The organism is Haloferula rosea (assembly GCF_016595525.1).
Lineage (GTDB): Bacteria > Verrucomicrobiota > Verrucomicrobiia > Verrucomicrobiales > Akkermansiaceae > Haloferula > Haloferula rosea.
This window is the reverse complement of the sequence record NZ_JAENII010000018.1, coordinates 18,882-43,849: the sequence shown is the minus strand read 5'-3', so window position 1 is coordinate 43,849 and position 24,968 is coordinate 18,882. Positions and strand designations below refer to the sequence as shown.

Genomic DNA, 24,968 nt, shown 5'->3' with positions numbered 1-24,968 from the left:
GCGGCGGATCAGTGTCTGAAGTGGCGGTGTCCGGTGAAGACCATCGCAATACCGGCGGCGTCCGCGGCGGCGATGACCTCTTCATCCCGGATCGAGCCACCCGGCTGGATGCAAGCGGTGGCTCCGGCATCGATCGCGGTCTGCAGGCCGTCGGCGAACGGGAACATCGCATCCGATGCGATGACCGAACCTTCGAGAGAAAGTCCGGCGTCCCCTGCCTTCCACACGGCGATCCGTGAACTGTCGATCCGGCTCATCTGGCCGGCACCAATGCCGAGCGTGCGGTCTTCCTTCGCGTAAACGATGGCGTTGGACTTCACGTGCTTCACGACACGCCATGCGAAGCGCATTGCACGCATTTCCTCACTGGTCGGCGGACGCTTGGTCACCACCTTGCTCTCCAGGTCATCAAGACCGAGCGCCGAGTGGTCGCGGTCCATCACCATGAAGCCACCCGGGCTCGAACGAATGAGGGGCTCCTTCTTCGCGCTGAGATAAGCCTCGTTCATCTTCATCAGACGGAGGTTCTTCTTCTTCTGCAGCACGGCACGCGCCTCAGGCTCGTAGTCGGGAGCGATGATCACATCGGTGAATATCTCGGAGATGATCCGGGCCACGCCTTCGGTCAGAGGGCGGTTGCAGACAATCACGCCACCGAAGGGAGCCTGCTTGTCGGTTTCAAAGGCCTTCTTCCAGGCCTCACGCAGGTCACCATCATCCTGACCCACACCGCATGGATTCGTGTGCTTGAGGATGCCGATCGTCGGGCGGACGAAGTCGAGGATCAGGTCAGCCGCGGCCTCGATATCGAGTATGTTCGTGTAGCTGAGCTCCTTGCCCTGGAGCTGACTGAAACAACTACTAAATCCACCATAGATCGCGGCCTTCTGGTGGGGGTTGTCGCCGTAGCGAAGCTCCATGTCCAGGGGCAGGTTGAGCGAATAATTGCAGCCGGTTCCCTGGTCGCACTTGCCGAGGAAATTGGTGATCGCACCGTCATACTCCGACGTGCGCTGGAAAACCTTCACGGCGAGCGACTCGCGGAACCCAAGGGTGGTGTCACCCTCGTGATCCTTCATTTCCTCGATCACCCGTGCATAGTCAGCCGGGTCCGTGACCACGGTCACGCTGTTGTAGTTCTTCGCCGCGCTGCGGAGCATCGAAGGCCCACCGATGTCGATGTTCTCGATCGCTTCGGCCAGGGTGACGTCCTCCTTCGCGACGGTCGCCTCGAATGGGTAGAGATTGACCACCACCAGGTCGATCGCGGGAATGTCATGCTCCTTGGCCTGCTCGAGGTGGAGCTTGTCATCGCGCTTGTGGAGCAAGCCACCGTGGACCTTCGGGTGGAGCGTCTTCACCCTGCCCTCGAACAACTCGGGGGCACCGGTGAACTCGGACACGTCGATCACCGGGAGCCCGGCATCGCGCAGGGCCTTGGCGGTGCCGCCGGTCGAGAGGAGTTCGACTCCCATGTCGTGGAGTTCTTTGGCGAAGTCGGCGAGGCCGGACTTGTCGGATACGGAAAGGAGGGCGCGCTGGATGGACATCTGGGTGGAAAAGATTGTGCCCTCGCGTACCCCCACCCCTTGCCCCGGGCAAGCCTCAATCAACCGGACCCCACGCCGAGTCGCCACCCCCTCCGGCGGAAGCCGTGGTCCCGGTCAGGTTCCGACAATCCTCTGTTTCAGCTCCCCAAGCCCCTCCACCCCGCATTCCACGCAGTCTCCGGGGTCCAGAAACCGCGGTGGTTTCATGCCGCCGCCCACCCCGGCAGGGGTGCCGGTTGCAATGACGTCGCCGGGCAGGAGACTCATGAATCGGCTGATGTAGCTGATCAGGAAGGCCACGGGATGCATCATGTCGCCGGTCCAGCCGTTCTGGCGCATCTCGCCATTGACCTTGCACCAAAGACGGAGCCCCTGAGGATCAGGAACTTGCGACGCCGGAGTCAACCATGGCCCCATCGGAGCAAAGCCATCGCTGCTTTTCCCCTTCACCCACTGCCCGCCCATTTCCTTTTGGAAGGCCCGCTCAGAGTAGTCGCAGAATACCGAATAGCCCGCGACATGGCTCAGGGCATCCCGCTCCGCCACGTCCCGGGTGGTCCGGCCGATCACCACCGCCAGCTCCACCTCGTAGTCCAATTTGCGTGAGCCCCGCGGCCTCACGACCTCGTCGTAAGGCCCGCTCCACGCCGAATTCGCCTTCATGAAGAGAACTGGCTCGGTCGGGATCTCCTCGTCGAACTCCTTGGCGTGCTCGAGGTAGTTCTTGCCCACGCAGACGATCTTCGGCGGACGCTCGACCGGAGGCCCCAGACGGGCTCCGGCAGGGATCGATTCACCGTCCGGACATCCGTCGTCCACCCACGCCTGCAGGGCTTCCACGCCACCCAGGGCGAAAAAGCCCTCATCGTAGTCGTGAAACTGCCCGCTGGCATCCACACGACGACCATCCTCGAGAATCACTCCAGGCTCCTCGCGCCCCGGCTCACCAAAACGAATCAATTTCACGGCTCGTCACCTAACATAATCCGACAATCCAAGTCAAAGCCCCGAATTCCCCGATCCGTGCGCCCCATTTCCGTCGCCGACCCGGCCGCCATTCGCTCGTCCCGCCATCCTTTGGGCTTTCCGCTTCGGCGCGGATGGTCTATCCCCCGCCGCCCACGATGTTCGAAGTTCTCCATCGCGACCCAGCCACGTCCGCCCGGACCGGACGCCTCCAGCTTGCCCACGGCACGGTGGAAACTCCGATTTTCATGCCCGTCGGCACCCAGGGGTCGGTCAAGACCCTCCATCCCGATGATCTCGAGACGCTCGGCGCCCAGATCATCCTGGGAAATACCTATCACCTCTGGCTGCGGCCCGGCCACGAATTGATCCGCGACCTCGGCGGACTCCACAAGTTCGCCTCGTGGGACCGCCCCATCCTGACCGATTCAGGTGGATTCCAGGTCTGGTCGCTCGCGAAGCTCCGCAAGATCACCGAGGAAGGCGTGCGCTTCCAGAATCACCTCGATGGCGCGCGCATGCTCCTCACGCCCGAGCTGAGCATGGAAATCCAGGCGTCCCTTGGCTCAGACATCGCCATGCTCTTCGACGAGTGCCCGCCCTACCCATGTGAGGAGAAATACGCGGCGGAGTCCCTTGGCCTGACAACCCGCTGGGCAAGACGCTGCAAGGACTGGATCGTCGCCAACGAGCCGAAATCCGGCGACGGCCGACAGTGCCACTTCGGCATCGTTCAGGGCTCCACCTGGGCCGACCTCCGCGAGCAGTCCGCCCGCGAGCTCGTGGAACTCGACTTCGACGGCTACGCCATCGGCGGCGTCTCCGTGGGCGAGCCGGAGCACGAAATGTTCCGCGCGATTGAGAACGCCGTCCCATTTCTCCCCGAGGACAAACCCCGCTACGCGATGGGCCTCGGAACTCCACCCCAAATTCTCGAGATGATCGGCCGGGGTGTGGACATGTTCGACTGCGTCATGCCCACCCGCGTGGCACGTCACGGACAGGCCTTCACGCTGGACGGACCGATCCACATCAAGAACCTCGAGTTCGAGCGCGACGAATCACCGCTTTGTGAGTCGGCCCACCCCCACGTCGCACGCTTCTCCAGAGCCTACATCCGCCACCTTTTCCGTGCTGGTGAAATCCTCGCTTTGCGGTTGCTTTCCTTCCACAATCTGCATTTCCTCCTCGCTCTCGCTGGCCAAGCACGGTCTGCGATCCAAGACGGTAACTTCCCAGAATTCAAGGACTCCTTCATCCGCCGCTACACCAAGGCATGACCGACATGATCTCTCCAAGCACCTTCCTCCTCGCCCAAGCCGAAAACGCCGCCCAATCAACCGGGGGTGGCGGCCTCCTCGGGAACCCACTCGTCATGATGGGTTTGATGATCGTGATGTTCTACTTCCTGCTCATCCGTCCTCAACAGAGGCAGCGGAAGGAACTCCAACAACGGATCGATTCCCTCAAGAACGGCGACCGCGTCATCACGACCGCCGGCATCCACGCCATCGTTCACAACATCAAGGATAAGACCGTGACCCTCAAGATCGCCGATGGCACCATGGTCGAGTTCGACAAGCAGGCCGTCGCCAGCGTTCACAAGAAGGAAAGCAAGGGTGGCTCGAAGCCCAAGAGCACCAAAGCCGACCCGGCCGACATGACCGAGGCTCCCAAGGGCGAATGACCGCTCCGCTGCGACCCACCGTCGCAGCTCCCCCTCGTGGCCACCGCGCCGCCTGACTGACCAAAGTTCTCTTCCATCATGACTTCACCTCTCCTCGCTCTTGAGCTCGTGTCCGACCCGCTGGTTCTATTCCTGTCGGGTCTCGCGCTTCTGATCCTCTTCATCTGGTACTTCGCCACGGAGTCCGACCGCCGCAAGCGCAACATTGGCACCATCCTCATCCTCGGCCTCTGCTCGATCTGCCTTCTCGCACTCATCCCACCGAGCAAGACCCTCAAGGGCGGCATCGACATCGTCGGTGGCTCGGCCTTCACCCTGCGGGTGCAGCCGAATATCGATCCAACCACCGGAGAGGTCATCCCACTCAGCCCGACCAGCCTGGATCAGGCGGTCGAAACCATCGAGAAGCGCCTCAACGGTGGCGGTATCAGTGACATGCTCATCGCCAAGAGCGGCACCGACACCATCATCCTCCAGATGCCCGGCATGGACCCTGAGTCCGCTGCAGAGGTTCGCGAAACCCTTCAGAAGGTCGCCAAGCTCGAGCTGAAGGAAGTCAGCAACAAGAGCCGCCAACTCGCCGAACTCGTCTACAACGGCGAGGAAGTCGTCCCCGGTTTCTCCGCCTATAAATACGAAGGCGAAACCCGCACGGGTGAGCCTTACACTGAATACCTTCTCCTCGACAACCGCCCCGCCGTGGACGGCAAGGACGTCGCCGATGCCTGGCCGCAGACCCAAGGCGCGGACCACCAGGTCGGCATCAAGCTCACCGGTGAAGGCGGTGAGAAAATGGGCAACCTCACCCAGAACATGGAGCTCGGCTCGGACCGCATCGCCGTGCTGCTGGACAACGAAGTCATCACCGCGCCGGTCGTCCAGGACCGCCTGCGCAGCAACTTCGTGATCATGGGTCAGCGCAACTTCGACGAGGCCAGCAAGCTCGCGAGCCAGCTCCTCAACCCGATGGAGAACGCCCTCGACATCGAGGAAGAACGCACGGTCTCCCCCAGCCTCGGCATCGCCGTCGTCAAGCAGGGCACGACCTCCGCGCTCGTCGGCCTCGCCCTGACCGCTGTCTTCATCCTGATCTACTACCGCATGGCAGGCATCGTCGCGCTCTTCGCACTGGTGACCAATGCCATCCTGATCTTCGGAGCCATGGCCATGTTCGGCTTCACCTTCACCCTTCCGGGGATCGCCGGCATCATCCTCACCATTGGTATGGCGGTCGATGCCAACGTTCTGATCTACGAACGACTGCGGGAGGAACTGGAGAACGGCAAGTCGCTCGCAAATGCCATCGACACTGCCTACGAAAAGGCATTCTCCGCCATTTTCGACTCCAACATCACCTCGCTGCTGTCCGCCGGCGTCCTGCTCAGCATGGCAAGCGGCACCGTCAAGGGGTTCGCGGTCACGCTGACCGTCGGCCTCCTTGCCTCGATGTTCTCGGCCATCCTCGTCACCCGCGTGTTCTTCCGCTGGGCGACCGACACGGGAATGCTCAAGAAGCTCTCCCTGCTGAACCTCTTCAAGAAGACCAACTTCGACTTCCTCGGCAAACGCAAGACCGCCTTCATCATCTCGATGGTTCTGGGCATCACGGCCATCTCCGGATTCGCCATCAAACGCACCAATGCGCTTGGCGTTGACTTCACCGGTGGCACGATCATCAGCTTCCAGTTCCAACCCGATCAGGACGGCATCCGCCAGACCGATGCTGAGAACGCCCTCAAGGACCTCAACACCAAGGCTCGCCCGATGGTGCAGGAAGAGAAGGTTCCCGGCAGCGGTGAATTGCTCACCATCCGTGTCGATACGGAGGATGTCGTGAAGGTGGAGGAAACCCTCCGCGCCGCATTCCCCGTCCTCGGTGAACGCATCCCGAATCCCTCCTCGGCTGGCGACACCAAGTGGGCGATCGACGCATCCAAGGAAAGTGTCTCCGCCACCGCCGGTGCGGCATTCCTGACCAACTCCGGCATCGCCCTTCTCGTCGGCCTGATCGCGATCTCGATCTACATCAGCATCCGCTTCGAGTTCTCCTTCGCCCTCGGTGCCTTCGTCGCGGTAGTCCACGATGTGATCATCGCCGTTGGCCTCATCATCCTGATGGGCGGCGAGCTTTCTCTCATCCATGTGGGTGCGATCCTCACGATCGCCGGTTACTCGATCAACGATACCATCATCGTGTTCGACCGGATCCGGGAATCCCTGCTGACGACGTCCGGCAAGGTCGAGAACCTGATGAATCAGGCGATCAACGCAACCCTGTCACGGACCTTGCTCACCTCGACCACCACCATCACGACCGTGGCCATCCTGGCCATCTTCGGCGGTGCTTCGCTGCGCGAGTTCTCTACGATGATCCTCGTCGGACTCGTGATCGGCACCTACTCGTCGATCTTCGTCGCCTCGCCCGTGGTGCTGCTCTCCAGCAAGGGCAAGAACCTCCGCCGTCAGGTGCTCGACGCCAGCCTTGCCGGTGACACGGCCGCCAACGCCTGAGGCTCCGCAACCATTCCCCGTGTTTTCCTCGACTGCGGACCCTCATGGGTCCGCAGTTTTGCGTTCACCTGATCGGCTCATCTGCCGCGTCATCGATATTCTCCTTTCCAGCCAATCCGGGTTTCCTCCAGCATCGCCAACATGAAGCGCCTGCTTCCCCTGATTTTCCTCCTCCCCGCTTCGGCCCACGAAACCGACGACTCCTCCAGCGACCTGCTCTACGGCGTCGAAGTCCTGACCGGCTACCGATCGGAATACATCGATCGTGGCTTCAAGCTCGCCGATGGCCTGCTGGAAGTGCAGCTCGGCGCCGAGGTCGCGCTGAGCAACGACTGGATTCTCGATTTCGGTGCCTGGTATGGCACCGAGACTGGCTCCGGGTCCTTCGATCAAACCAGCGCCTTCCTCGGACTTCGCTTCGAGGCTGACACCTGGCAGACCGGACTCGATCTTGCCTACAACAGCTACTCAGACCTGATTTTCCAGGACGGCCTGCAGGTCGGCCCGTATTTTGATTGGTTTTTCGGCGATGACTGGCGCGTCGGAACCGCCGTTGAATACGACAGCGGCGCCGATGGCTGGTATGGCAAGGTCGAAGCCGAGTGGAGCAAACCCACCGGAGAGGACTCCTACCTGAGCCTGCTTGGTGGACTCAGCGCCACCTCGGATTTCTACAGCCAGAGCGGTGGTAACGACGGCTTCGCACGCCTCTCTTGGACCTACCAGATCAACCGCCACGTCGCCCTGACGCCCTTTATCGGCACCTCGATCGCCATGGATTCCAACCGCAGCAACCGGGTTTTCGGTGGGCTCTGGTTTGCCGTGAATTTCTGATTTCCCCTTGGTTGCGGCTTTCCCCCAGTGGGCTGCACCCCTCTGAACACGGCGGCAAGGTGTCGAAAGCGCCCGATCACCTCCGAAACGCCGCCAAATCGGCCTGTCGATCAGAGAAAACGCGTAGCTTGGACCCCATGGCTGACCGATCCAACCCACCCTGCAGAAACCTGATTTCCAAGTCATGATTTTCGTTCTGGCACGCTTGTGAAAAGTTTCACAAACCCCTTGCCCGTGACCCCGACATGTCGCCTTATTCCCCGCGCCGGGATTATTTATGAGCCGTTCATCCACGACTGATTACGAAGCACCAGACATTGCCTCGAAAGCCGCTGACTACCAGGCGGAAACCGAGGACATGATGGGCGAGAAGATGGTCCTCAACATGGGCCCCTCCCACCCCGCGACCCACGGCGTGCTGCGCCTGGTGCTGGAATTGGACGGTGAGAAGATCAACAAGGCGGACCCGGACATCGGCTTTTTGCACCGCGGCGACGAGAAAATCGCCGAGAACATGCACTACAACCAGTTCGTCCCCTACACCGACCGACTGGATTACCTCGCCCCCTTGGCCAACAATGTCGCCTACGCCTGCGCCGTTGAGAAGCTGATGGACTGGGAGCTGCCTCCACGTGGACAGGCCCTGCGAGTCCTTTGCTGCGAACTCGCACGCATCTCCTCGCACATGCTCGGAGTCGGCGTCTGCGCCATGGACGTGGGTGCCATGACCGTCTTCCTCTACACCTTCACCGAGCGCGAAAAGGTCTACAACCTGTGTGAGCAGCTCACCGGAGCCCGCTTCACCACCTCCTACACCCGCGTCGGCGGACAGGTCCGCGACATGCCTCCCGGCTTCGATGCCGCGGTGCGCAAATTCCTCAGCGAGTGCGAACAGACCATCGACGAGGTCGGCAAGCTGCTCGACAAGAACAAGATCTTCATCCAGCGGATGGCCGACATCGGCGTGATCAGCGGAAAGAACGCACTCGATTGGGGCCTCACCGGCCCGAACCTCCGCGCATCCGGAGTGCCACGCGATCTCCGCAAGGACAATCCTTACCTCGGCTACGAGAAGTATGACTTCGACGTCGTCGTCGCCGATGAAGGCGACTGCTACGCCCGCTATCAGGTACGCATGGAGGAAATGAAGCAGTCCATCCGGATCTGCCGCCAGGTTCTCGACACCATGCCGGATGGCCCTGTGAACATCGCCCACACCAAAAGCATGCTTCCCGACAAGGAGCGCGTGCTGATGTCGATGGAGGAGCTCATCCAGCACTTCATCGTCGCCACCCAGGGCATCGACGCTCCGGAGGGTGAGGTCTATTTCGGGGCGGAGAATCCGAAGGGAGAACTCGGTTTTTACATCCACTCGACCGGCGGCGGCGTGCCGAACCGGCTGAAGATCCGCAGCCCCTCCTTCTGCAACCTCTCGCTCTGTTCCACCCTTCTTCCCGGTCACATGGTGTCGGACATCCCCGCGATTCTCGGCTCGCTCGATTTTGTGATGGGCGAATGTGACCGCTGACTCCGCTATCCCGGTGTATTATGAAAGCAAACCTCCTCATCGCACTCGCTCTCGCCACCACCCTGATCACCGCCCGCGCGGAGACCTGGACAAGCTCTGACGGTCGCACGGCCAACATGACGCTGGTCGAAGTCACCGAAGAAGACGGCGAAAAGGTCGGCAAGTTCAAGCTCCGCAACGGAAAGACCACAACCATCAAGGCTTCCGGACTGTCTGAAGCGGATGCCAAGCGTCTCGCCGAGTGGGTCGATCCCAACGCGCCGGAGCCTGCCGGACCTGAAAGCGTCTTCGACGACGTTCTCGAGGGAAACCTCCTCCGCCTTGATGGCAAGTCCCTCAAGAAGTGCGAAGACGCGACCCAGCCCCAGAAATACTACGTGTTCTACTACACCGCGTCATGGTGCCCGCCCTGTCAGGCATTCACCCCGTCGCTGGTGGATTGGTACAACGACAACAAGAACGACAATTTCGAACTGGTCCTGATCACCTCTGACCGGGATGAAGATTCGATGGAAGGCTACGCCAAGGACAAGAAGATGCCCTGGCCACAACTCAAGTTGAAGGACGCCTCCAAATTCAAAAGCAAATTCAATCACGGTGTCAGCGGAATTCCTTCGCTCATCGTCTGTGACCTGGAAGGCAAGAACCTCGGCAACTTCCGAGGCAACCTCCCGGGTCTGACTGATCTCGTCAAAGACTGATCCACTCACATGTCCAAGACCATCCTCGAGGAAACCATCGCTTCGCCGGAAACCCCCGGCAGCAAACATTTTCCGCCCTTCGCTCCGAGTGACGCACTCGAGGCGGAAGCCGCCAAACGTCTCGCGCAGTTCCCGGACGACCAAAAACGGTCGGCCGTGCTGCCCATTCTCCACCACATTCAGCACCACCATGGTTTCCTCTCCGGAGAAGCCATCAACTGGACCGCGGAACGGGTGGGTATCGAGCCGATCAAGGTCGTCGAGGTGGTCACTTTCTACCCGGGTTTTCGCCAGACGGCCCCGGGCAAGTTCCACGTCCGGGTCTGCCGCACCCTCTCATGTGCCATGGGCGGATCCTACGAATTGATGGATCGACTCTGCGAAATCACGGGCATCGACCGCGATTCGCTCGATCCCCATCACCACCCGATCGCCGTGTCGCCTTGCGGCACCTGGTCGGTGGAGTTCGCCGAATGTCTCGCCTCCTGCGGCACGGCCCCCGTCTGCCTCGTGAATGATGACTTCCACGAAGGCGTCGATGCCGACAAGGCGCAGGGCCTTCTTGACGGCTATTCGAAGTAATACCTCAGAACTTTTCCGCCATGAGCGAAATCCAATACCTCGAAGGCAAGCAGCCTGACCCCCGTGAACACCGCCTCATCTTCAAGAATGTGGACCGGGTCGGATGGGATCCATCCATTGACTGCTATCTCAACGACGGTGGTTACGAGCAGCTGAAGAAGGCCATGGACATGGACCCCAAGTTCATCACCGAAGAGGTGAAGAAATCGGGTCTTCGCGGCCGTGGAGGCGCGGGTTTCCCGACCGGCATCAAGTGGACCTTCATCCCGCCGAACAACACCAAGCCGGTCTATCTGATCTGCAACTGCGACGAATCGGAGCCGGGCACCTTCAAGGATCGTTACATCGTCCACCAGGACCCGCACCAACTCATCGAAGGGATGGTCATCTCATCCTTCGCGGTGGGTGCCCACGTCGCCTACATCTACATTCGCGAGGAATTTCCCGAAGCCGCCAAAATCCTCGAGAACGCCATCGAAGAGGCCCGCGAAAAGAACTTTGTCGGCAAGAACATCCTCGGCTCGGGCTTCGATCTGGAAATCTACGTTCACCGCGGCGCAGCTGCCTACATCTGTGGTGAGGAAACCGGATTGATCGAATCCCTCGAGGGCAAGCGCGCCTACCCACGGATCAAACCACCCTACTTCCCGGCCGCACTCGGACTCTACATGTGCCCGACGATCGTCAACAACGTCGAGTCGCTTTGCCACGTGAAGCACATCGTCGACATGGGCGGTGAGGAATACGCCAAGCTTGGAGTGGCACGGAATACCGGAACCCGCATCCTCTGCGTGTCCGGCGATGTGAAGAAACCCGGCTACTTTGAAGTGGAGGTCGGCAAGGTCACCATGCGCGAACTCCTCTACGACATGTGTGGTGGCCCCAAGGATGGACGTGAGTTCAAGGCTGTCATCCCCGGTGGATCCTCATCGAAAATCCTGCGCTGCGACGAGACCTTCAAGATCAAGGGCAAGGACGGCGAGGAAACCGATCTGGCCTTCTGGGACATCCCGATGGACTTCGACTCACTCGCAGCCTGCGGGTCGATGGCAGGTTCCGGCGGCGTCATCGTCATGGACGACTCGCGCAAGATGTCCTGGGTGCTGAACAACATCAACCAGTTCTACGCCCACGAATCCTGCGGCCAATGCACCCCGTGCCGTGAAGGATCCACATGGATGCGCAAGATTTCCGATCGCCTGGTTGCCGGTGAAGCATCACCGGAAGACATCGAGACGTTGGAAAGCGTCGCCTATCAGATCGACGGTAAGACGATCTGCGCCTTTGGCGAGGCATCCTCCTGGCCGGTCGAAGCCATCATCGCGAAGTATCGCGAGGAGCTTCTCGCCGACACCAAGGAAGAGAATGCCCGCAAGCCGAACAATCCGGAAGCCGAGGCCCAACGGAAGTTCCTTCAACCGGGCTGATTTCGCCCGGGGTGGCCCCTCGTTGCAGGAGTGGCCATCTGGCTGATGCCGCCTCAGCGCTCATCGTCTCCCGGGAGGATGACAAGTCGTCCAGCCTACGGCATCGCGTAGCTGGTCGGTATGTGGTATTTCGGGAAGGGTTTACCGTTAACCTCTCCGATTTCCGGCGCTTCATCTGAATGGCCCGTGCCCCTAGCCAAGCAGGCAGCCAGCGTTTCCCCTCGGCTGCCCTGATATCCGATTTCCTCCGTCAACGAGCCGGGGAAACTCCGGAGGCTTTGGCGTTTCGATTTCTGCACGACGGAGAAGGCGAGGCCCAGCAGGTCTCCTACTCAGACTTGATGCAGAGCTCTGAGTCGGTAGCAGCAGCTTTGCTGGATCGGCAAGTGCACGGCGAGCCGGTGTTGATTGCAACAAGGCCCGGCCCTACCTTCCTCTCCTCACTTTTCGGCGTGTGGGCCGCCGGCGCGGTTGCGGTCCCGGCCTACCCTGCACAAGGCAGCCGCCACCGCGCCCGGCTCGAGGCGATCCGCAACGACAGTGGCGCCACCTTCTGCCTTGGTACATCTCCCGAGCGACCGATCGAGGGGCTCACTTTCCTCGATCCATCGCAGCTCCCAAGACGTGAGGTAAACCCGTATGCCCCCAAAAACGGCAACCTCCCCTGTCTTCTCCAGTATACCTCTGGGTCGACCGCCTCACCGAAAGGCGTCGTGCTGCGCCACGAAACCCTGTCGGCGCACCTCGACCGCATCCATGAAGCACTCTTGCCGCAAGAACTGGAATCGATCCTGACCTGGCTCCCCCCCTATCACGACATGGGCTTGGTCTTGAAACTTCTATATTCGATCCGGGCAGGACTTCCCCTCACATGGATGGCGCCAGATCACTTCGTTCAACGACCTGGCCGATGGCTGGAGGCGATCGATCGATACCGCGCAACGATGAGCGGCGGACCAAACTTCGCTTTTGAATGGTGCCTGCGCTCGATGACTGAAGAGGACATCCACAGCCTGGACCTGTCGTGTTGGAGAATCGCTCCGGTGGGGGCGGAACGCGTGCGACGTGACACCTTGGAGCGCTTTGCCAAGCGCTTCGAGCCTTCCGGATTCAATGCCACCGCCCTGAGTCCAGGATATGGACTTGCGGAAGCAACCCTCGTCGTTACCTCCCACCTGTTCGGTCCCGGGGAGCGTTGGCACCATTCGAAATGCGATCCAGCTCAGGTATCCTGCGGCAAATGCATCGATGGAACCCGGATCCGAATCGTCGATCAAGAAACCCGCTCCGAACTCCCCGATGGCAGAACCGGGGAGATCGAGATTGCATCTGAATCGCTCGCAGACGGCTACTGGAAGAAGCCTGAAATCTCAGCCTCGGCATTCTCAAATGGATGGCTTCGCTCGGGTGATCTTGGCTTCGTCGAAGATGGCAACCTTCATGTCGTTGGTCGAATCAAGGACCTCATCATCGTCGATGGAGTCAATGTCTCAGCGGAGGACATCGAAACAGCGGTCATTGCAACCAATCCGCAATTGGTTGCAATGGGAGCATTTCCCATCGACACAACCCGTGGAGAACGCATCGGTCTCGCCATCGAACTAGGTCGTCTGGGCGGTGACCAGCAAGCCCGCTTCTGTGCCCGAGTGAGGGCGGAAATGGCGGAAAGCGGAGGCTTCCCCGTCGAGCGCATCCTACTGATCAGACCCGGCCTGTTGCCGCGGACGACCAGCGGCAAGATTCAGCGCCACGCGATCCAACGGGCCTTTGTGGAAGGCAAGCTTCCCGTCCTCTTCGATGATGGTGCCCCCACTACCCCGACCTTATCCCCTCGAAAGAAGCCGGCCCTCGATGCGCTGATCGAAGCGGTCCAGGAAGTAACCGGACACACCGACGTCCGCCCGGAGGACAAACTGCCGGATCTTGCGGTAAGTTCCATCGACGTCACCCGGATCATTGCTCTTGTTAGAGAATCCACCGGGGTGGTGCTGAAGCATCCGGACGTATTCGACGCAACCGACCTCCGCTCACTTTCAGACAAGATCGAAGAACGTCACCCGGAATTACCGTTTCAGGAGATCGCACCAGGATCCGGCCGAAACTCAGGCCGTATCAGCCATTCCCAAGAACGCATGGCGTTCCTCAACCGAATGGATCCATCCAGTGCCGCATACCATGTTTTCGGGGCGCTTGAGCTACGAGGTCCACTGGACGTTGGCTGCCTCGAGAAAGCATACCAGCATTTCTTGAGCTGCCACCCCATACTCCGGACTCGCTCGAGCGAACATGACGGCCAACCTGTGATGCACTTCGATCGCCCGACGATGCCGATCACGAAGCACTCCGGCGAAGTCAACGAGGTGCTCACCCAGCTTGCCAAACGTCCATTCAACCTGGCCGAAGAACCTCCGATCCGCGTCTGTCTGATCGACGCCGGGACGAACCTGCATTTACTAGGACTCTGCGCGCACCATATCGTAGCAGACGGCTGGTCGGCCCGCATTCTGGCCACCGAGCTGGCAAAAAACTACGAGATCTACCGTAGTGGCGGGACCCCTGAAACACCCACCACCGATCCGGATTTCATCGACTACGCCGCATGGCAGCGGAAACGGATCGATGATGGAGCCGCCGACACTCAGATCGACTATTGGAAGGCGCATCTCGATGGACACAGTGGAAGGCTTGAGCTGGTTACGGACTTCAACCGCCCACCAAACGTCAGCTCGGACGGGTCGGCCGTGTTGCAAGATCTTTCGCCTGACCTTGAACAAGCCATCACGAAACTTGCCAGAGAATGCCGGACCACCCCATTCGTGGTGAAGTTCGCTGCTTGGCTCATGCTCCTCCGAGGCCACCGCGGCGGCAACGACCTGGTCTCGGCGGTCCCTGTAGCCAACCGCCACCACGCGATCACCGGTCATCTCGTCGGCACCCTCGTCAACACGCTACCCTTGCGAGTGATCCTCGATGAACAGGAGCGATTCACCGACCTGCTTGAGCGGGTTCGCAGCGCCTCCTTCGATATGCAGGAGAACCAGGAAGCCCCGTTCGAGAGAATCATCGAGGCCGTGAACCCCACCCGCTTTCGGGACCGGGCACCCATTGCCCAGGTCATGTTCGATCACCAGGAGTTGGCCGTGCCGCACCGCTGGGCGGAAGACATCGAGTGCAATCCGCTCCTGGTTCATCGGGGAGCCGTTCAGTTTGACCTCAGCTTGATCAGCTTCCGCCTTCCCGGCCGCACACAATTGGTCTTCGAATACCGAAGCGACCTCTTCCGGAGGGAGACCGCAGAGGTAATGCTCGAGCGCTATCTCACCCTGCTGGACGCGGCCTGCAAGAGCCCGAGGACTCGCGTCGGCCGACTGGGCATGCTCTCAGATGCAGATCAACGGCAGTTGGCTGCCTTCACCAATGGACCTCACCGAAGCGGCTTCACCAAGCGAACCACCCTGGACCTGATCCTGCTGCGGGCGTCAGAACACCCCGAGCGCAGTGCCTTCCTCACCCCGGACGGATCACTCAGCTACGAGGATCTTGCAAAGCGCTCTGATGCGCTTGCCACCGGACTCCGCTCAAGAGGTGTGGGGCGAGGAGACCGTGTCGCCTTGCTGATTGATCGGACCATCGATCTGCCCTGCGTATTGCTCGCCATCTGGAAGTGTGGCGCCGCGTATCTCCCCCTTGATCCAAAGAATCCGGCCGGACGGATCTCACTGATTCTGGAAGACCAGCAGCCCATTCAAGTCCTTGCCTCCGCAGCACTTCAGGATCGCTTACCGAAGAAGGTCAAAGTGATCGACTTTGGCGAATCACTCTTCAAGAACCCTGCCACCCGCAACGAAACGCCCCTCCCAGCGGATCCCGCCTACATTCTCTACACTTCCGGCTCAACGGGAAAGCCGAAGGGTGTGGTCGTTCCCCATTCGGCATTGTCGAACTTCCTGCTCAGCATGGCCGAGACCCCAGGGTTCGGCGAAGGGGAGAAACTCCTCGCTGTGACAACGGTCTCATTCGACATCTCCGGACTTGAACTGTTTCTTCCCTTGGTATGCGGCGGCACAGTGGATCTCGTTTCCAGCCAGATCGCCCGCGATGCCCCGGCTCTGCTCGACCGCTTGAGAGAAAGCGATCCTCACGTGATGCAAGCGACACCCGCCACATGGCGGATGCTGATCGATGCGGGTTGGGGAGGATCAGACAAACTGAAGATCCTCTGCGGTGGAGAAGCCCTCGATCTGCCACTGGCACAGAAACTCCTCCCGCTTGGAGCCGAGCTGTGGAACATGTACGGCCCGACGGAAACAACCATTTGGTCCACCGTCTGGAAGGTTCCCGAGACGGTGGAGCACATCACGATCGGAAAGCCCATCGCCAACACCTTCATCGAAATCCTTGATCCGACGAACCAACCGACTCCACCAGGCTTGCCCGGCGAACTGTTCATTGGCGGAGATGGTCTCGCGACTGGATACTGGCAACGTGAGGAATTGACAGCAGCACGATTCGTCGAAATCCGAGGCAAGAGGCTCTACCGAACCGGAGACTTGGCGAAGTGGCTTGGGAATGGCGAAATCGAGTGTCTTGGCCGGACCGATGATCAGGTAAAGGTAAGGGGATTCCGAATCGAACTTGGCGAAATCGACAATGCGATCCTTTCACACCCGGAGATCGAGGAGGCAGCCACGGTGCTCATCGGAGATCGTCTGGTTGGCTACATCCGGTCCTCCTCGGAGGTCGATACGGGCAACCTCAGTGACCGATTGAGATCCATTCTACCTGATTACATGGTTCCCTCGCCACTCATCCCGCTCAATACCTTCCCGCTGACTGCAAGTGGCAAAATTGACCGGAAGGATCTCGCTTCGCGGCCACTCCCGGAGGTGGAATCCCCTCATCAATCCCAACTGACGAAAGACCCTCTCGTCCACGAACTGACCAGACTTTGGGCGAACGTGCTTGGAATCAAACGGGTCGCTCCCGACGACAACTTCTTCGATCTTGGAGGACACTCCCTGCTCGCGGCCCGACTCGCAACGGTGGCAGGCCGCGAGACTGGCCTCGAGATTCCGCTTGATTGGTTGTTCGACCGGCCGACACCGGCAGGAATGGCCAACCGCTTGCGCTCGGACTCATCGGCTGATCTGGAACGTCCACGGGCGATCACCCTTTCCTCTGAAAGCGGCGGCACTCCTCTTTTCTGGGTTCATACGCTGGTAGATGGCGGCATGGGATTGCTGCCCTATCGTGAAACAGCGAACATGCTGTCCGATGTCACCACTTCCTATGGCATCGCCGAGGGAACGAAGACCTTCGATTCACTCACCGAGATCGCAGCCGCCCACGTGAAGAGCATTCGTGCGGTACAACCACACGGCCCCTACCGACTCGCAGGTTTCTGCTTCGGCGGTAATGTCGCAGCGGAGATCGCAAGCCAACTTGCCGACGACGGTGAAACGATCGAGTTGCTCATACTACTGGAATCCAGCCCTCCACGCACTGCTACAGAACCAGGTTGGTGGCTGAACCCGAACAACTGGCGGCACCTCCTTGCTCGACTGCCCGGACGTCTCGGCAGTCTGGCTGGGCGCGATCCAGCTTCGCTTGTGCGAAGACTCAGGATCAAGCGCCGGGCGGCATCGTCAAAAGTCGAACAGCTCGTCACCAAGGGCAACCACATCCCGGATATTCGGGGAGTTCTCGACCTTGAGTTGCTGGACGAGGATTCTCGCAAGCGGGCAACCCATCATTGGGAGGCGCTGCATCGCCATGAACCTCGTCTACCAACGGCTGAACGCCTGGTCCTGATCCGTGCTTTTGACGAAGGCTGGCTGCCACGCGATCCGAACCTCGGTTGGAAGCCACCCACGCCATTCGAAATCCACGCGGTTTCAGGACGGCACGAGGAATTCCTACGCAACCACTCCGCGAGGGAAGTCGCGACAGTGCTAAGGGGCCTTTTCTCGAAGGAGGATACCCATTAACAGCCGTTCTGAATCAGTTGGGTGAACCTGGCTTATCCTGCCCCGGCGGATCGGGTCATGAATCTAGGTGAAAGAACCCAGAGCTTTCCACTCGAGCTCATCAAGGCCCTTGCCTTACGTCATCGATTTGCAGCAAGAGTTTCTGCCTCTGTGCATCATAGGCACGCTTTCCGGTGCGGTACTGCTCGGCCTTGTCCGCCCCCCGGACCATACCGACGACGGCAACGACGATGAAGAGCAGGCCGAAGAGAGGGAAGATCCCAGGGGCCCCCATCGAGCTCGCCATCACCATCCAGAAGATCCCGAAGACCACGGCCACCATCCCACCCACCATCGAGCCGGCGGAGGATGGCACGGACTTCACCCCGTGCTTGTTTGAAACCATGAAGTCCTCCGATCTCATCGCCCACTCACGATCGAGTTTCTCAAGCTCGTTCTGAAGCCGGATGATCTTGAGATCATCAGCCATCTCTCCGGTCTTCTTCTCAAGCTTCTCCAACAGCTTCGAGTGCGTCACCGACTTGTCGTGTACGATCTCCAAACGGGAATGGCAGTAGTTGCAGGTCACGAAGCGAATGCCTTCATCCACCTCCAGATCGGCTCCACATCCCTGACAGCATACCTTCGTAACGTTCATCGATGCTGCCAAGCTACACGAAACGGGGAACGGAGTGCACTTCCAGAATCCATCCGATTTTCCAATCCCATCGGGTGATCAGAAAAAGTCCTGATAGCGTTCCTCGGGCTTTCGCTCGTAGGCCGATTCCCACTCGGGCTCTGCCACGAACTCCGTGCCGTTCACTGATCCGTCCGGCAGCCCCAACTCGACCCTCAAGCCATCCAACACCTTGGTGATCTCAAGCCGAGCCGCCAGCATCTCCGCCTTCTCCGCGCGGAAACGCCGGATCTGCCAACGCCTCCATTCCAGGAATGCCGCAGCGCCAAGACCTCCAATGACGGCCGCCGTTGAGACGGCAATTTCGAACGAACTGAAGAAGACAAGGGCCACGGCCCAGAGAATCAGCGCCTGGGAAAAAGCCATGACACCATTCGGCTCGAACCGGGCTTCTTTCCACCTCCACAACATCGGCGCCTTCCGCGCTTCCCAGTCCTTGTCGAACTCCTCAAGCCGCTTTCGGGTTTCGAAATACTCCACCTTATTCGCAAGCAGCTCATTCTCACCCACCAACTCCCTCACCACCCGCGAAGCCACCGCGGTGTCATCGTGGACGACCTCCAGGCAGGCATCGCAGTAGCGGCACGTCACATACCGGTCGCGCGGGTTCACCTCGAGGTTCCCTCCACAGCTTTCGCAACCGACACGGACCAACTTCATCAGCCAACTCTCTAGCAGACTATCCCGCTACATGCTCTTCCATTGCGATGTCACTTTTGGAACGAGCCGTAAGATTGATCAAGCCGCCCCGCAGCGTGCCATGTAGAACCCGTCGAAATCGGTCGTCGCCGGATCCACTCCGGCTTCTTCGATCAAGGCCCATCGAGGGTCGCGGTGGAGCAGGTTGTCGATCTGCCCGCGGTTCTCGGATGGCATCACGGAGCAGGTCGCATAAACAAACGATCCGCCCTCACGCAGCAGCTCCGGATAGTGATCGAGAAGCTTGCGCTGGGTACGTTTCACCTTGGCGAAACCCGCTTCGTCGAGCCGCCATTTCAGGTCCGGCTGTCGGCGCAGCGTGCCGAGACCGGAACAAGGCGCATCGATCAGCACGCGGTCGGCCCAGCCAGAGTATTTCCTCAGAGTCGAGGAATCCCACTTGGCGACCCGAACGTTCCTCACGCCCGCTCGCTTCGCCCGCTCGGACAGTTGCTTGAGTTTGCGTGCATTCACATCCAGTGCGAGCACTTCCCCCTTTCCTTCCATCAAGGCCGCAAGATGGAGGGTCTTCCCTCCGCCTCCCGCGCAGGCATCCACCACCTTCATGCCGGGTTCCACCTGCACCATCGGCGCAATCATCTGCGACCCGCCATCCTGAATCTCCAGCCGCCCGTCGACCGCCCACTTTTTCGGAAGAATCCCGGCGATCTGGATGGCGTCGGGCAGGCCCGGCACCACCGCGGCCTCCACACCATCCGCGGTGAGAAGCTCCAGCAGCACGTCCCCTGAAATCTGCAGCGTGTTGGCCCTGACGAAGACCGGTGCCCGCTTGTTGAGAGCCGACAAGACCTCATCCCAGCGTGGTCCCAACTCTTCCGCCCCAAGCCCGTCCATCCAATCAGGGATCGACTCACGGACCCGGCGCGGTTGATTCGCCAATTCCATTTCCCGCTCGGCCATGGCATCGAGAGAAGCCCCCCTCCAATCCCACCATTCGGGAATTTCAAATCCCTTGCGTCTCCACGTGGCCACAAGCATGGCTCCCGCTTCATCCGAGTCGCACACATACGCCAATGCACGCCGCCACCGCACGACATCCCAGACGGACTCGGCGACGAAGTTGCGGTCGCGCTTTCCCCAGCGGGGGTTCTTCCGGAAAGCCTGCCCAACCACCCGGTCGAGCACCTCACCCTGGTCGAACACCTCACGCAACAAGCCTGCAGACGCTTCTGCCAACAATCGGTGGATCCTCATGATTTCAGTGCTTGGTCGATGAAATCCAGAACCTCACCCCGCCCCGTGCCCTTCTCAGCGGATGTGAGAAAGGTCCGCGGTTCTCCATCCACCCGATCACTCAGGGACTTCAGAAACGCAGCCACATTCGACTTCACTTTTCCCGCCTTGGATTTGTCGATCTTCGTGAAGGCGAGAACGAATGGAACGCCCGCATTGGCAAGCCATTCGGCAAAATCCAGATCGATTTTCTGTGGCGTATGCCGGGAGTCCACCAGGACGAACACGCACCGAAGGGAATGCCGATTGGCAAGATACTCGCTCACCATCACCTGAAACCCGTCGCGAACCTTCTGCGGGGTTTTCGAGTAGCCATAACCCGGGAGGTCGACCATGAACCACGATTCGTTGATCGTGAAATAATTGATCAACTGGGTCGCCCCGGGTGTCGACGAAACTTTCGCCAAGCCCTTCGAGCGGGTCAGCATGTTGAGCAAGGACGACTTGCCGACGTTCGACCGACCGATGAAAGCAAACTCCGGGAGTTCGCTTTCCGGGCAGCCTTCCAGATCGGCAGCGCTTTTGAGGAATTCAGAGGTGTGGATCTTCACAAAATTTCAGCGTTTGATTCCCCGGTAATCGTCATCCCGGCCCGGTTGGGTCAGCCAGTAGTCATGTTCATACAACTTCCGGTTGTAGGTTTGCCAGTAGGCATCCTCCAACCAGTGGGGCGTGTCTTCCAACGTGTCCTCCCACTTGTTGAGCCAACCCCATAGCCTTTCGACGATCTCGGGATGTTTGCCATACAGGTTGTTCACCTCAGACACATCGTTCTCCAGATCGTAGAGAGCGGGCGGCGTATGCACGTTGACCAGCAACTTCCACTTCCCCTCGCGGACGGCGCTTCCCCGTAGTGTCATCCTCCAGAACAAGGCTTCGTGAGGAGCCTCCTCGTTCTCACCTCGCAGGAAGGGCAGGAGATTCTGACCATCCCATTCCACCACCGACTTGCGTCCGACCTTCCTTTCCCTGGGAGGCATCTCGGCACCGGCCGCCGCCATGAAGGTAGGCAGGAGATCGAGCGAGATGATGGGCTCGCCGAATTCCTTTCCCGCGGGAAGTCCAGCCGGCCAGTGCCAGATGAATGGAACCCGGATCCCCCCTTCGAGGAAACTCCCCTTCATGCCCCTCAACGGAGCATTGCACGCCGCCGAAGCGGTCACACTGCCTCCATTGTCACTGAAGAATACGATCAGCGTGTTCTCCAACTGATCGGATGCCTTCAGGCCCTCGAGAATTCTGCCGATGTTCTGATCCATGCACCACTGCATCGCGGCATAGGTGCGCCGCTTCTTGTCAGGAATGTGGGCAAAGCGCTCGAGGTCTTCCTTCTTCGCCTGCATCGGCGTGTGCGGCGTGTTGTAGCTCAGGAAAAGAAACCACGGCTTGTCGCCATCCGCCGCCATGAAATCCATCGCTTCCTCGGTGAACCAATCGGTGAGATACGGCGTGCGGATCTTCTCCGCCTTGTCTTCGTTCCTCATCAACTTGTGCTTCCTGGGCTGGGGAAAGTAGTCGTGCCCCCCGCCGTGCATCCCGAAGAAGAAATCAAAGCCGCGCGCATTGGGCAGCATCTCCGGGATCGAGTCACCGACGTGCCATTTGCCGACAATCCCCGTGCGATACCCGGCGTCCTTCAGATGATTCGCGATGAGTTTCTGTTCCTTGGGAATGCCGAGACGTTCCGGAAAGGTCGGGAATCCACGGTTCAGATTGTGCTCGAAACCGAAGCGCTGCTGATACCGACCGGTCAGCAAGGCCGCCCGCGAAGGCGCACAGACATTGCCCGCCACGTAGCCGTCCGTGCAGCGAACGCCAGCACTCGCCATGCGGTCCAGGACCGGGGTCTCGATCTGCTTCGAGCCATAGCAACCGAGATCGCCATAACCCATGTCATCCGCAAGAATGATCAGGAAGTTCGGCTTTTCGACCGCCGGCGCCATCGACAGCGCGAAACCAGCGATCACCACTTTCGTAAACATGGGCGGCAGACTGTCGCGGCATCCCCGTACGGTCCAGCCGTATTCCCCCATCGTCTGGGCCAACAGTGAATGCACGCCCCTTCCAGCTCGAAACACCTTCATGCAAACCTCTTGCGTTAAAATGCATTGGGAGGCAACTTGCGCCCACCCATGCGCGGCTCGCCATTGATACGCACTCTCTTCCTCGTGTTGGCCCTCGGGCTTACGGGCCTGGGCATCTACAAGCTCACCCGGCCATCCCCAGCGGTGGCGGAAGCGCCGGTGGATCCGCCTCCCTCGGAGGCCCCCGAGCTGCTCGAGACCCCCTTCTTCCTCACCCTGTCGGACGACCCCGAACTCGTCTCCATCGAGTCAGCTGGCAAGACGGTCGAAATCCGTGTCGACAGTCGCACCCATACCGGAACCATCCATCTCGAATCCGGCCATCCAACCATCTTCATCACGGTGCAATGGCGGACGAAGGATCCTGCGCCACGTTTCGCCAAGCTCTCACTCGAGCCCCCCGGCCTGCCGACCCAGCAACAAGTCTTCGATGCCATGGGAGAAATCTCCGACGTCTGGGAACCCCACATCCACTGAATGAGCGAACCCCATCATTCATGCTGTGAGCACCACGACCACCACCACGAACTGGTGGTTCAAGGACTCCGTGTCAGCTACCGGAACACCGTGGCCCTGAAGGACATCAACTTCGCCACTTCCTGCGGCAATCGTGTGGCTCTGATCGGTGCCAATGGTGCGGGCAAAAGCACACTCATCAAGGCCATTGCCGGCCTCGTCCCCCGAAGCCGCGGCAGCATCCACTGGCGCGGCACCACCGTCAGGCGCTGGTCGAGGGAGTTCGCCTACCTTCCCCAGCGTGAGGAAGTCGACTGGTCGTTCCCCATCACCGTCCGTGGACTCGTCGAAATGGGCCGCTACCCACAGGTCGGATGGTGGAAACGCTTCTCCAGGACCGACGATGAGTCGGTCGAATCAGCCCTCGAGACCCTCGACCTCAAGGACCTCCAGAACCGGCAGATCCGCGAACTCTCCGGGGGTCAGCAGCAACGCGCATTCCTCGCCCGGGCCATCGCTCAGGAAGCCCATGTCCTCCTGTTGGACGAACCTTTCACCGGACTGGACCGCCGGGCTGCAGGCCAGCTGGGCGAGCTGCTGGCCCAACTCGCCCACGAAGGACGCCTGATCATCGCATCCCACCACGATCTTGGCAGCGCACCCCGCCTGTTCGATGAAGCTCTGCTCCTCGCTACCCATCAGGTTGCCTTCGGGGCGGTCGAGCACACACTGACAACGGCCCAGCTGGAAACCTGCTTCGCCCCGTGATCCCATGACTCTCGATCTTCTCCAGAATCCGTTCTTCCAGCGCGCGCTTGCCGCCGCACTGATGATTGGCTTCGCCAACGGATTCTTCAGTGGTTTCGTCGTCCTGCGCAAACACGCACTCTCCGTCAGCGCACTCTCCCACACGATGCTCCCGGGCATCACCCTCGGCATCCTCATCGCCGGGGCCCTCACCCAACTCAGCGCCTTCCTCGGTGCTCTGTTCGCCGCCCTCTTCGTCGGACTCGGCTCAGTCGCGGTGGCACGCGGGAAACGCATCGCGCAGGGCACCGCCCTCGCCGTCCTCTACACCACCGCCTTCGCCGCCGGTGTCGCCATCCTCCCCCATCTCGAAACCCGCCAGGAGCTGGAACACTGGCTGTTCGGGGAAATCCTGGCCGTCGGCACCACCGACCTCTGGATCACCTTCGGCATCGGCACCCTGACCCTCCTGACGGCCAATCTGTGGATCCGCCCCATCCTCCTGACCCTGTTCGAACCGAATGTCGCAGCCGCGCAGGGCGTCCCGGTACGACGCATGCAGTATCTTCTCTTCACCCTGCTCGCCCTTTCACTGGTGGCCTCGCTGCAAGCCGTCGGCTGCGTCCTTTCGGTCGGACTCTTGGTCGCACCAGCAGCCACGATCTCACTCCTCACCGACCGCACTCCGCTTCTTTTCTGGGGAGGTGGGATTCTCGGGGCCGCCGGCTCGGTGGCCGGGGTCATCCTCTCGGCGGCACTCAATCTCAGCGCAGGCCCCACGATCGTCATGGTCCTCGGTGGGCTCTTCATGCTCGCATGGCTCTTCAGCCCGAAGTATGGTGTGCTCGTCCCCGGTCGTCGTTAGAACCCAAGCCCACCACCTCGCCCATGCCTCCTGCACTCCTCATCTTCCTCGGTGGCGGACTGGGTGCCATCAGCCGGTGGGGGTTGTCCATGGTGGTCGAGAATTTCACCGAAAAAACCGAACTCCATCGCTTCCCCTGGGGCATTCTGGCCTGCAACCTCGCCGGCTGTTTCCTGATCGGCATCGTCTTCGGCGCCGTGGTCGGGCGCCATCACCCCGGATGGCTTTTCCCCTTTCTCGTCACCGGATTCCTCGGCGGCTTCACCACCTTCTCCACGTTCGGCAACGACTCGAGACAACTCCTCATGGAAGGTTTCCACATCGCGGCGTTCACGAATGTCCTCGTCTCGACCCTTGGAGGAATCGCCCTCGTCTTCATCGGCTTCCGCCTTGCCCACAGCCTGAGCCAGTAGG

The 24,968-nt window shown here is 60.3% G+C and carries 20 protein-coding genes; 13 read left to right on the top strand and 7 right to left on the bottom strand.

The features are described 5' to 3' along the window. Window positions 1–8: 8 nt before the first annotated feature. Both purH and JIN81_RS17445 read right to left on the bottom strand, forming a co-directional pair. On the bottom strand, window positions 9–1,550 hold the full coding sequence (purH, locus tag JIN81_RS17450) for a bifunctional phosphoribosylaminoimidazolecarboxamide formyltransferase/IMP cyclohydrolase (protein WP_234045260.1): 1,542 nt from the start codon (window positions 1,548–1,550) through the stop codon (window positions 9–11). A gap of 114 nt (window positions 1,551–1,664) precedes the next feature. Next, complete coding sequence (locus JIN81_RS17445; RefSeq protein ID WP_200282983.1) at window positions 1,665–2,516, bottom strand: fumarylacetoacetate hydrolase family protein; 852 nt, start codon at window positions 2,514–2,516, stop codon at window positions 1,665–1,667. Window positions 2,517–2,674: 158 nt separating this feature from the next. Between JIN81_RS17445 and tgt the strand changes: the two genes are divergently transcribed. The 9 genes from tgt to JIN81_RS17400 all read left to right on the top strand — a co-directional run bounded on the left by tgt (window position 2,675) and on the right by JIN81_RS17400 (window position 17,773). Then, the gene (tgt, locus tag JIN81_RS17440; RefSeq protein WP_200282981.1) at window positions 2,675–3,796 is read left to right on the top strand and encodes a tRNA guanosine(34) transglycosylase Tgt; all 1,122 of its coding nucleotides are present in this window, start codon (window positions 2,675–2,677) and stop codon (window positions 3,794–3,796) included. Continuing rightward, window positions 3,793–4,203, top strand: a complete 411-nt coding sequence (gene yajC, locus JIN81_RS17435; protein WP_200282979.1) for a preprotein translocase subunit YajC — start codon at window positions 3,793–3,795, stop codon at window positions 4,201–4,203. Before tgt ends, yajC begins: the two co-directional genes overlap by 4 nt. Window positions 4,204–4,281: 78 nt before the next feature. Next, window positions 4,282–6,714 carry a protein translocase subunit SecD gene (gene secD, locus JIN81_RS17430; RefSeq protein ID WP_200282977.1) on the top strand — a complete coding sequence of 811 codons (2,433 nt, stop codon included), beginning with the start codon at window positions 4,282–4,284 and terminating at the stop codon, window positions 6,712–6,714. Between the two features lie 141 nt (window positions 6,715–6,855). Further along, window positions 6,856–7,548 carry a hypothetical protein gene (locus tag JIN81_RS17425; protein WP_200282975.1) on the top strand — a complete coding sequence of 231 codons (693 nt, stop codon included), beginning with the start codon at window positions 6,856–6,858 and terminating at the stop codon, window positions 7,546–7,548. Window positions 7,549–7,825: 277 nt separating this feature from the next. Beyond that, window positions 7,826–9,076, top strand: coding sequence for an NADH dehydrogenase (quinone) subunit D (gene nuoD, locus JIN81_RS17420; RefSeq protein WP_200282972.1), 1,251 nt, complete (start codon window positions 7,826–7,828; stop codon window positions 9,074–9,076). A gap of 20 nt (window positions 9,077–9,096) precedes the next feature. After that, window positions 9,097–9,777, top strand: coding sequence for a thioredoxin-like domain-containing protein (locus JIN81_RS17415; protein WP_200282970.1), 681 nt, complete (start codon window positions 9,097–9,099; stop codon window positions 9,775–9,777). Between the two features lie 9 nt (window positions 9,778–9,786). Next, on the top strand, window positions 9,787–10,359 hold the full coding sequence (locus tag JIN81_RS17410) for an NADH-quinone oxidoreductase subunit NuoE family protein (RefSeq protein ID WP_200282968.1): 573 nt from the start codon (window positions 9,787–9,789) through the stop codon (window positions 10,357–10,359). A gap of 20 nt (window positions 10,360–10,379) precedes the next feature. Further along, complete coding sequence (gene nuoF / locus JIN81_RS17405; RefSeq protein WP_200282965.1) at window positions 10,380–11,786, top strand: NADH-quinone oxidoreductase subunit NuoF; 1,407 nt, start codon at window positions 10,380–10,382, stop codon at window positions 11,784–11,786. Window positions 11,787–11,965: 179 nt separating this feature from the next. Beyond that, window positions 11,966–17,773, top strand: coding sequence for a non-ribosomal peptide synthetase (locus tag JIN81_RS17400; protein WP_200282962.1), 5,808 nt, complete (start codon window positions 11,966–11,968; stop codon window positions 17,771–17,773). Window positions 17,774–17,873: 100 nt separating this feature from the next. Here JIN81_RS17400 and JIN81_RS17395 read toward each other — a convergent pair whose 3' ends face one another. From JIN81_RS17395 to JIN81_RS17375, 5 genes are all read right to left on the bottom strand, one after another. Beyond that, window positions 17,874–18,410: a hypothetical protein gene (locus JIN81_RS17395; protein WP_200282959.1), complete on the bottom strand. Its 537-nt coding sequence runs from the start codon at window positions 18,408–18,410 to the stop codon at window positions 17,874–17,876. A 78-nt stretch (window positions 18,411–18,488) separates the two neighbouring features. Continuing rightward, entirely contained in the window at window positions 18,489–19,109 is a 621-nt protein-coding gene (locus JIN81_RS17390) for a hypothetical protein (RefSeq protein ID WP_200282956.1), read from the bottom strand. Window positions 19,110–19,187: 78 nt separating this feature from the next. Continuing rightward, complete coding sequence (locus JIN81_RS17385) at window positions 19,188–20,363, bottom strand: RsmB/NOP family class I SAM-dependent RNA methyltransferase (RefSeq protein ID WP_200282954.1); 1,176 nt, start codon at window positions 20,361–20,363, stop codon at window positions 19,188–19,190. Next, window positions 20,360–20,953 (bottom strand): ribosome biogenesis GTP-binding protein YihA/YsxC, encoded by a 594-nt coding sequence (yihA, locus tag JIN81_RS17380; RefSeq protein WP_200282952.1) that lies wholly within the window; start codon window positions 20,951–20,953, stop codon window positions 20,360–20,362. The genes JIN81_RS17385 and yihA overlap by 4 nt, the downstream gene beginning before the upstream one ends. Window positions 20,954–20,959: 6 nt before the next feature. Continuing rightward, window positions 20,960–22,384 (bottom strand): sulfatase, encoded by a 1,425-nt coding sequence (locus tag JIN81_RS17375; protein WP_200282950.1) that lies wholly within the window; start codon window positions 22,382–22,384, stop codon window positions 20,960–20,962. 150 nt (window positions 22,385–22,534) lie between these two features. Here JIN81_RS17375 and JIN81_RS17370 point away from each other — a divergent pair, with 150 nt between their 5' ends. The 4 genes from JIN81_RS17370 to crcB are packed head-to-tail and all read left to right on the top strand — an operon-like array spanning window position 22,535 to window position 24,967. After that, window positions 22,535–22,963 (top strand): hypothetical protein, encoded by a 429-nt coding sequence (locus JIN81_RS17370; RefSeq protein ID WP_200282948.1) that lies wholly within the window; start codon window positions 22,535–22,537, stop codon window positions 22,961–22,963. Beyond that, window positions 22,964–23,710 carry a metal ABC transporter ATP-binding protein gene (locus JIN81_RS17365; protein ID WP_200282946.1) on the top strand — a complete coding sequence of 249 codons (747 nt, stop codon included), beginning with the start codon at window positions 22,964–22,966 and terminating at the stop codon, window positions 23,708–23,710. It abuts the gene before it with no gap. Window positions 23,711–23,714: 4 nt separating this feature from the next. After that, window positions 23,715–24,554, top strand: a complete 840-nt coding sequence (locus tag JIN81_RS17360) for a metal ABC transporter permease (RefSeq protein ID WP_200282944.1) — start codon at window positions 23,715–23,717, stop codon at window positions 24,552–24,554. A gap of 23 nt (window positions 24,555–24,577) precedes the next feature. Beyond that, a complete protein-coding gene (gene crcB, locus JIN81_RS17355) occupies window positions 24,578–24,967 on the top strand; it encodes a fluoride efflux transporter CrcB (protein ID WP_200282941.1) in 390 nt (129 codons plus the stop codon). Window position 24,968: the final 1 nt, after the last annotated feature.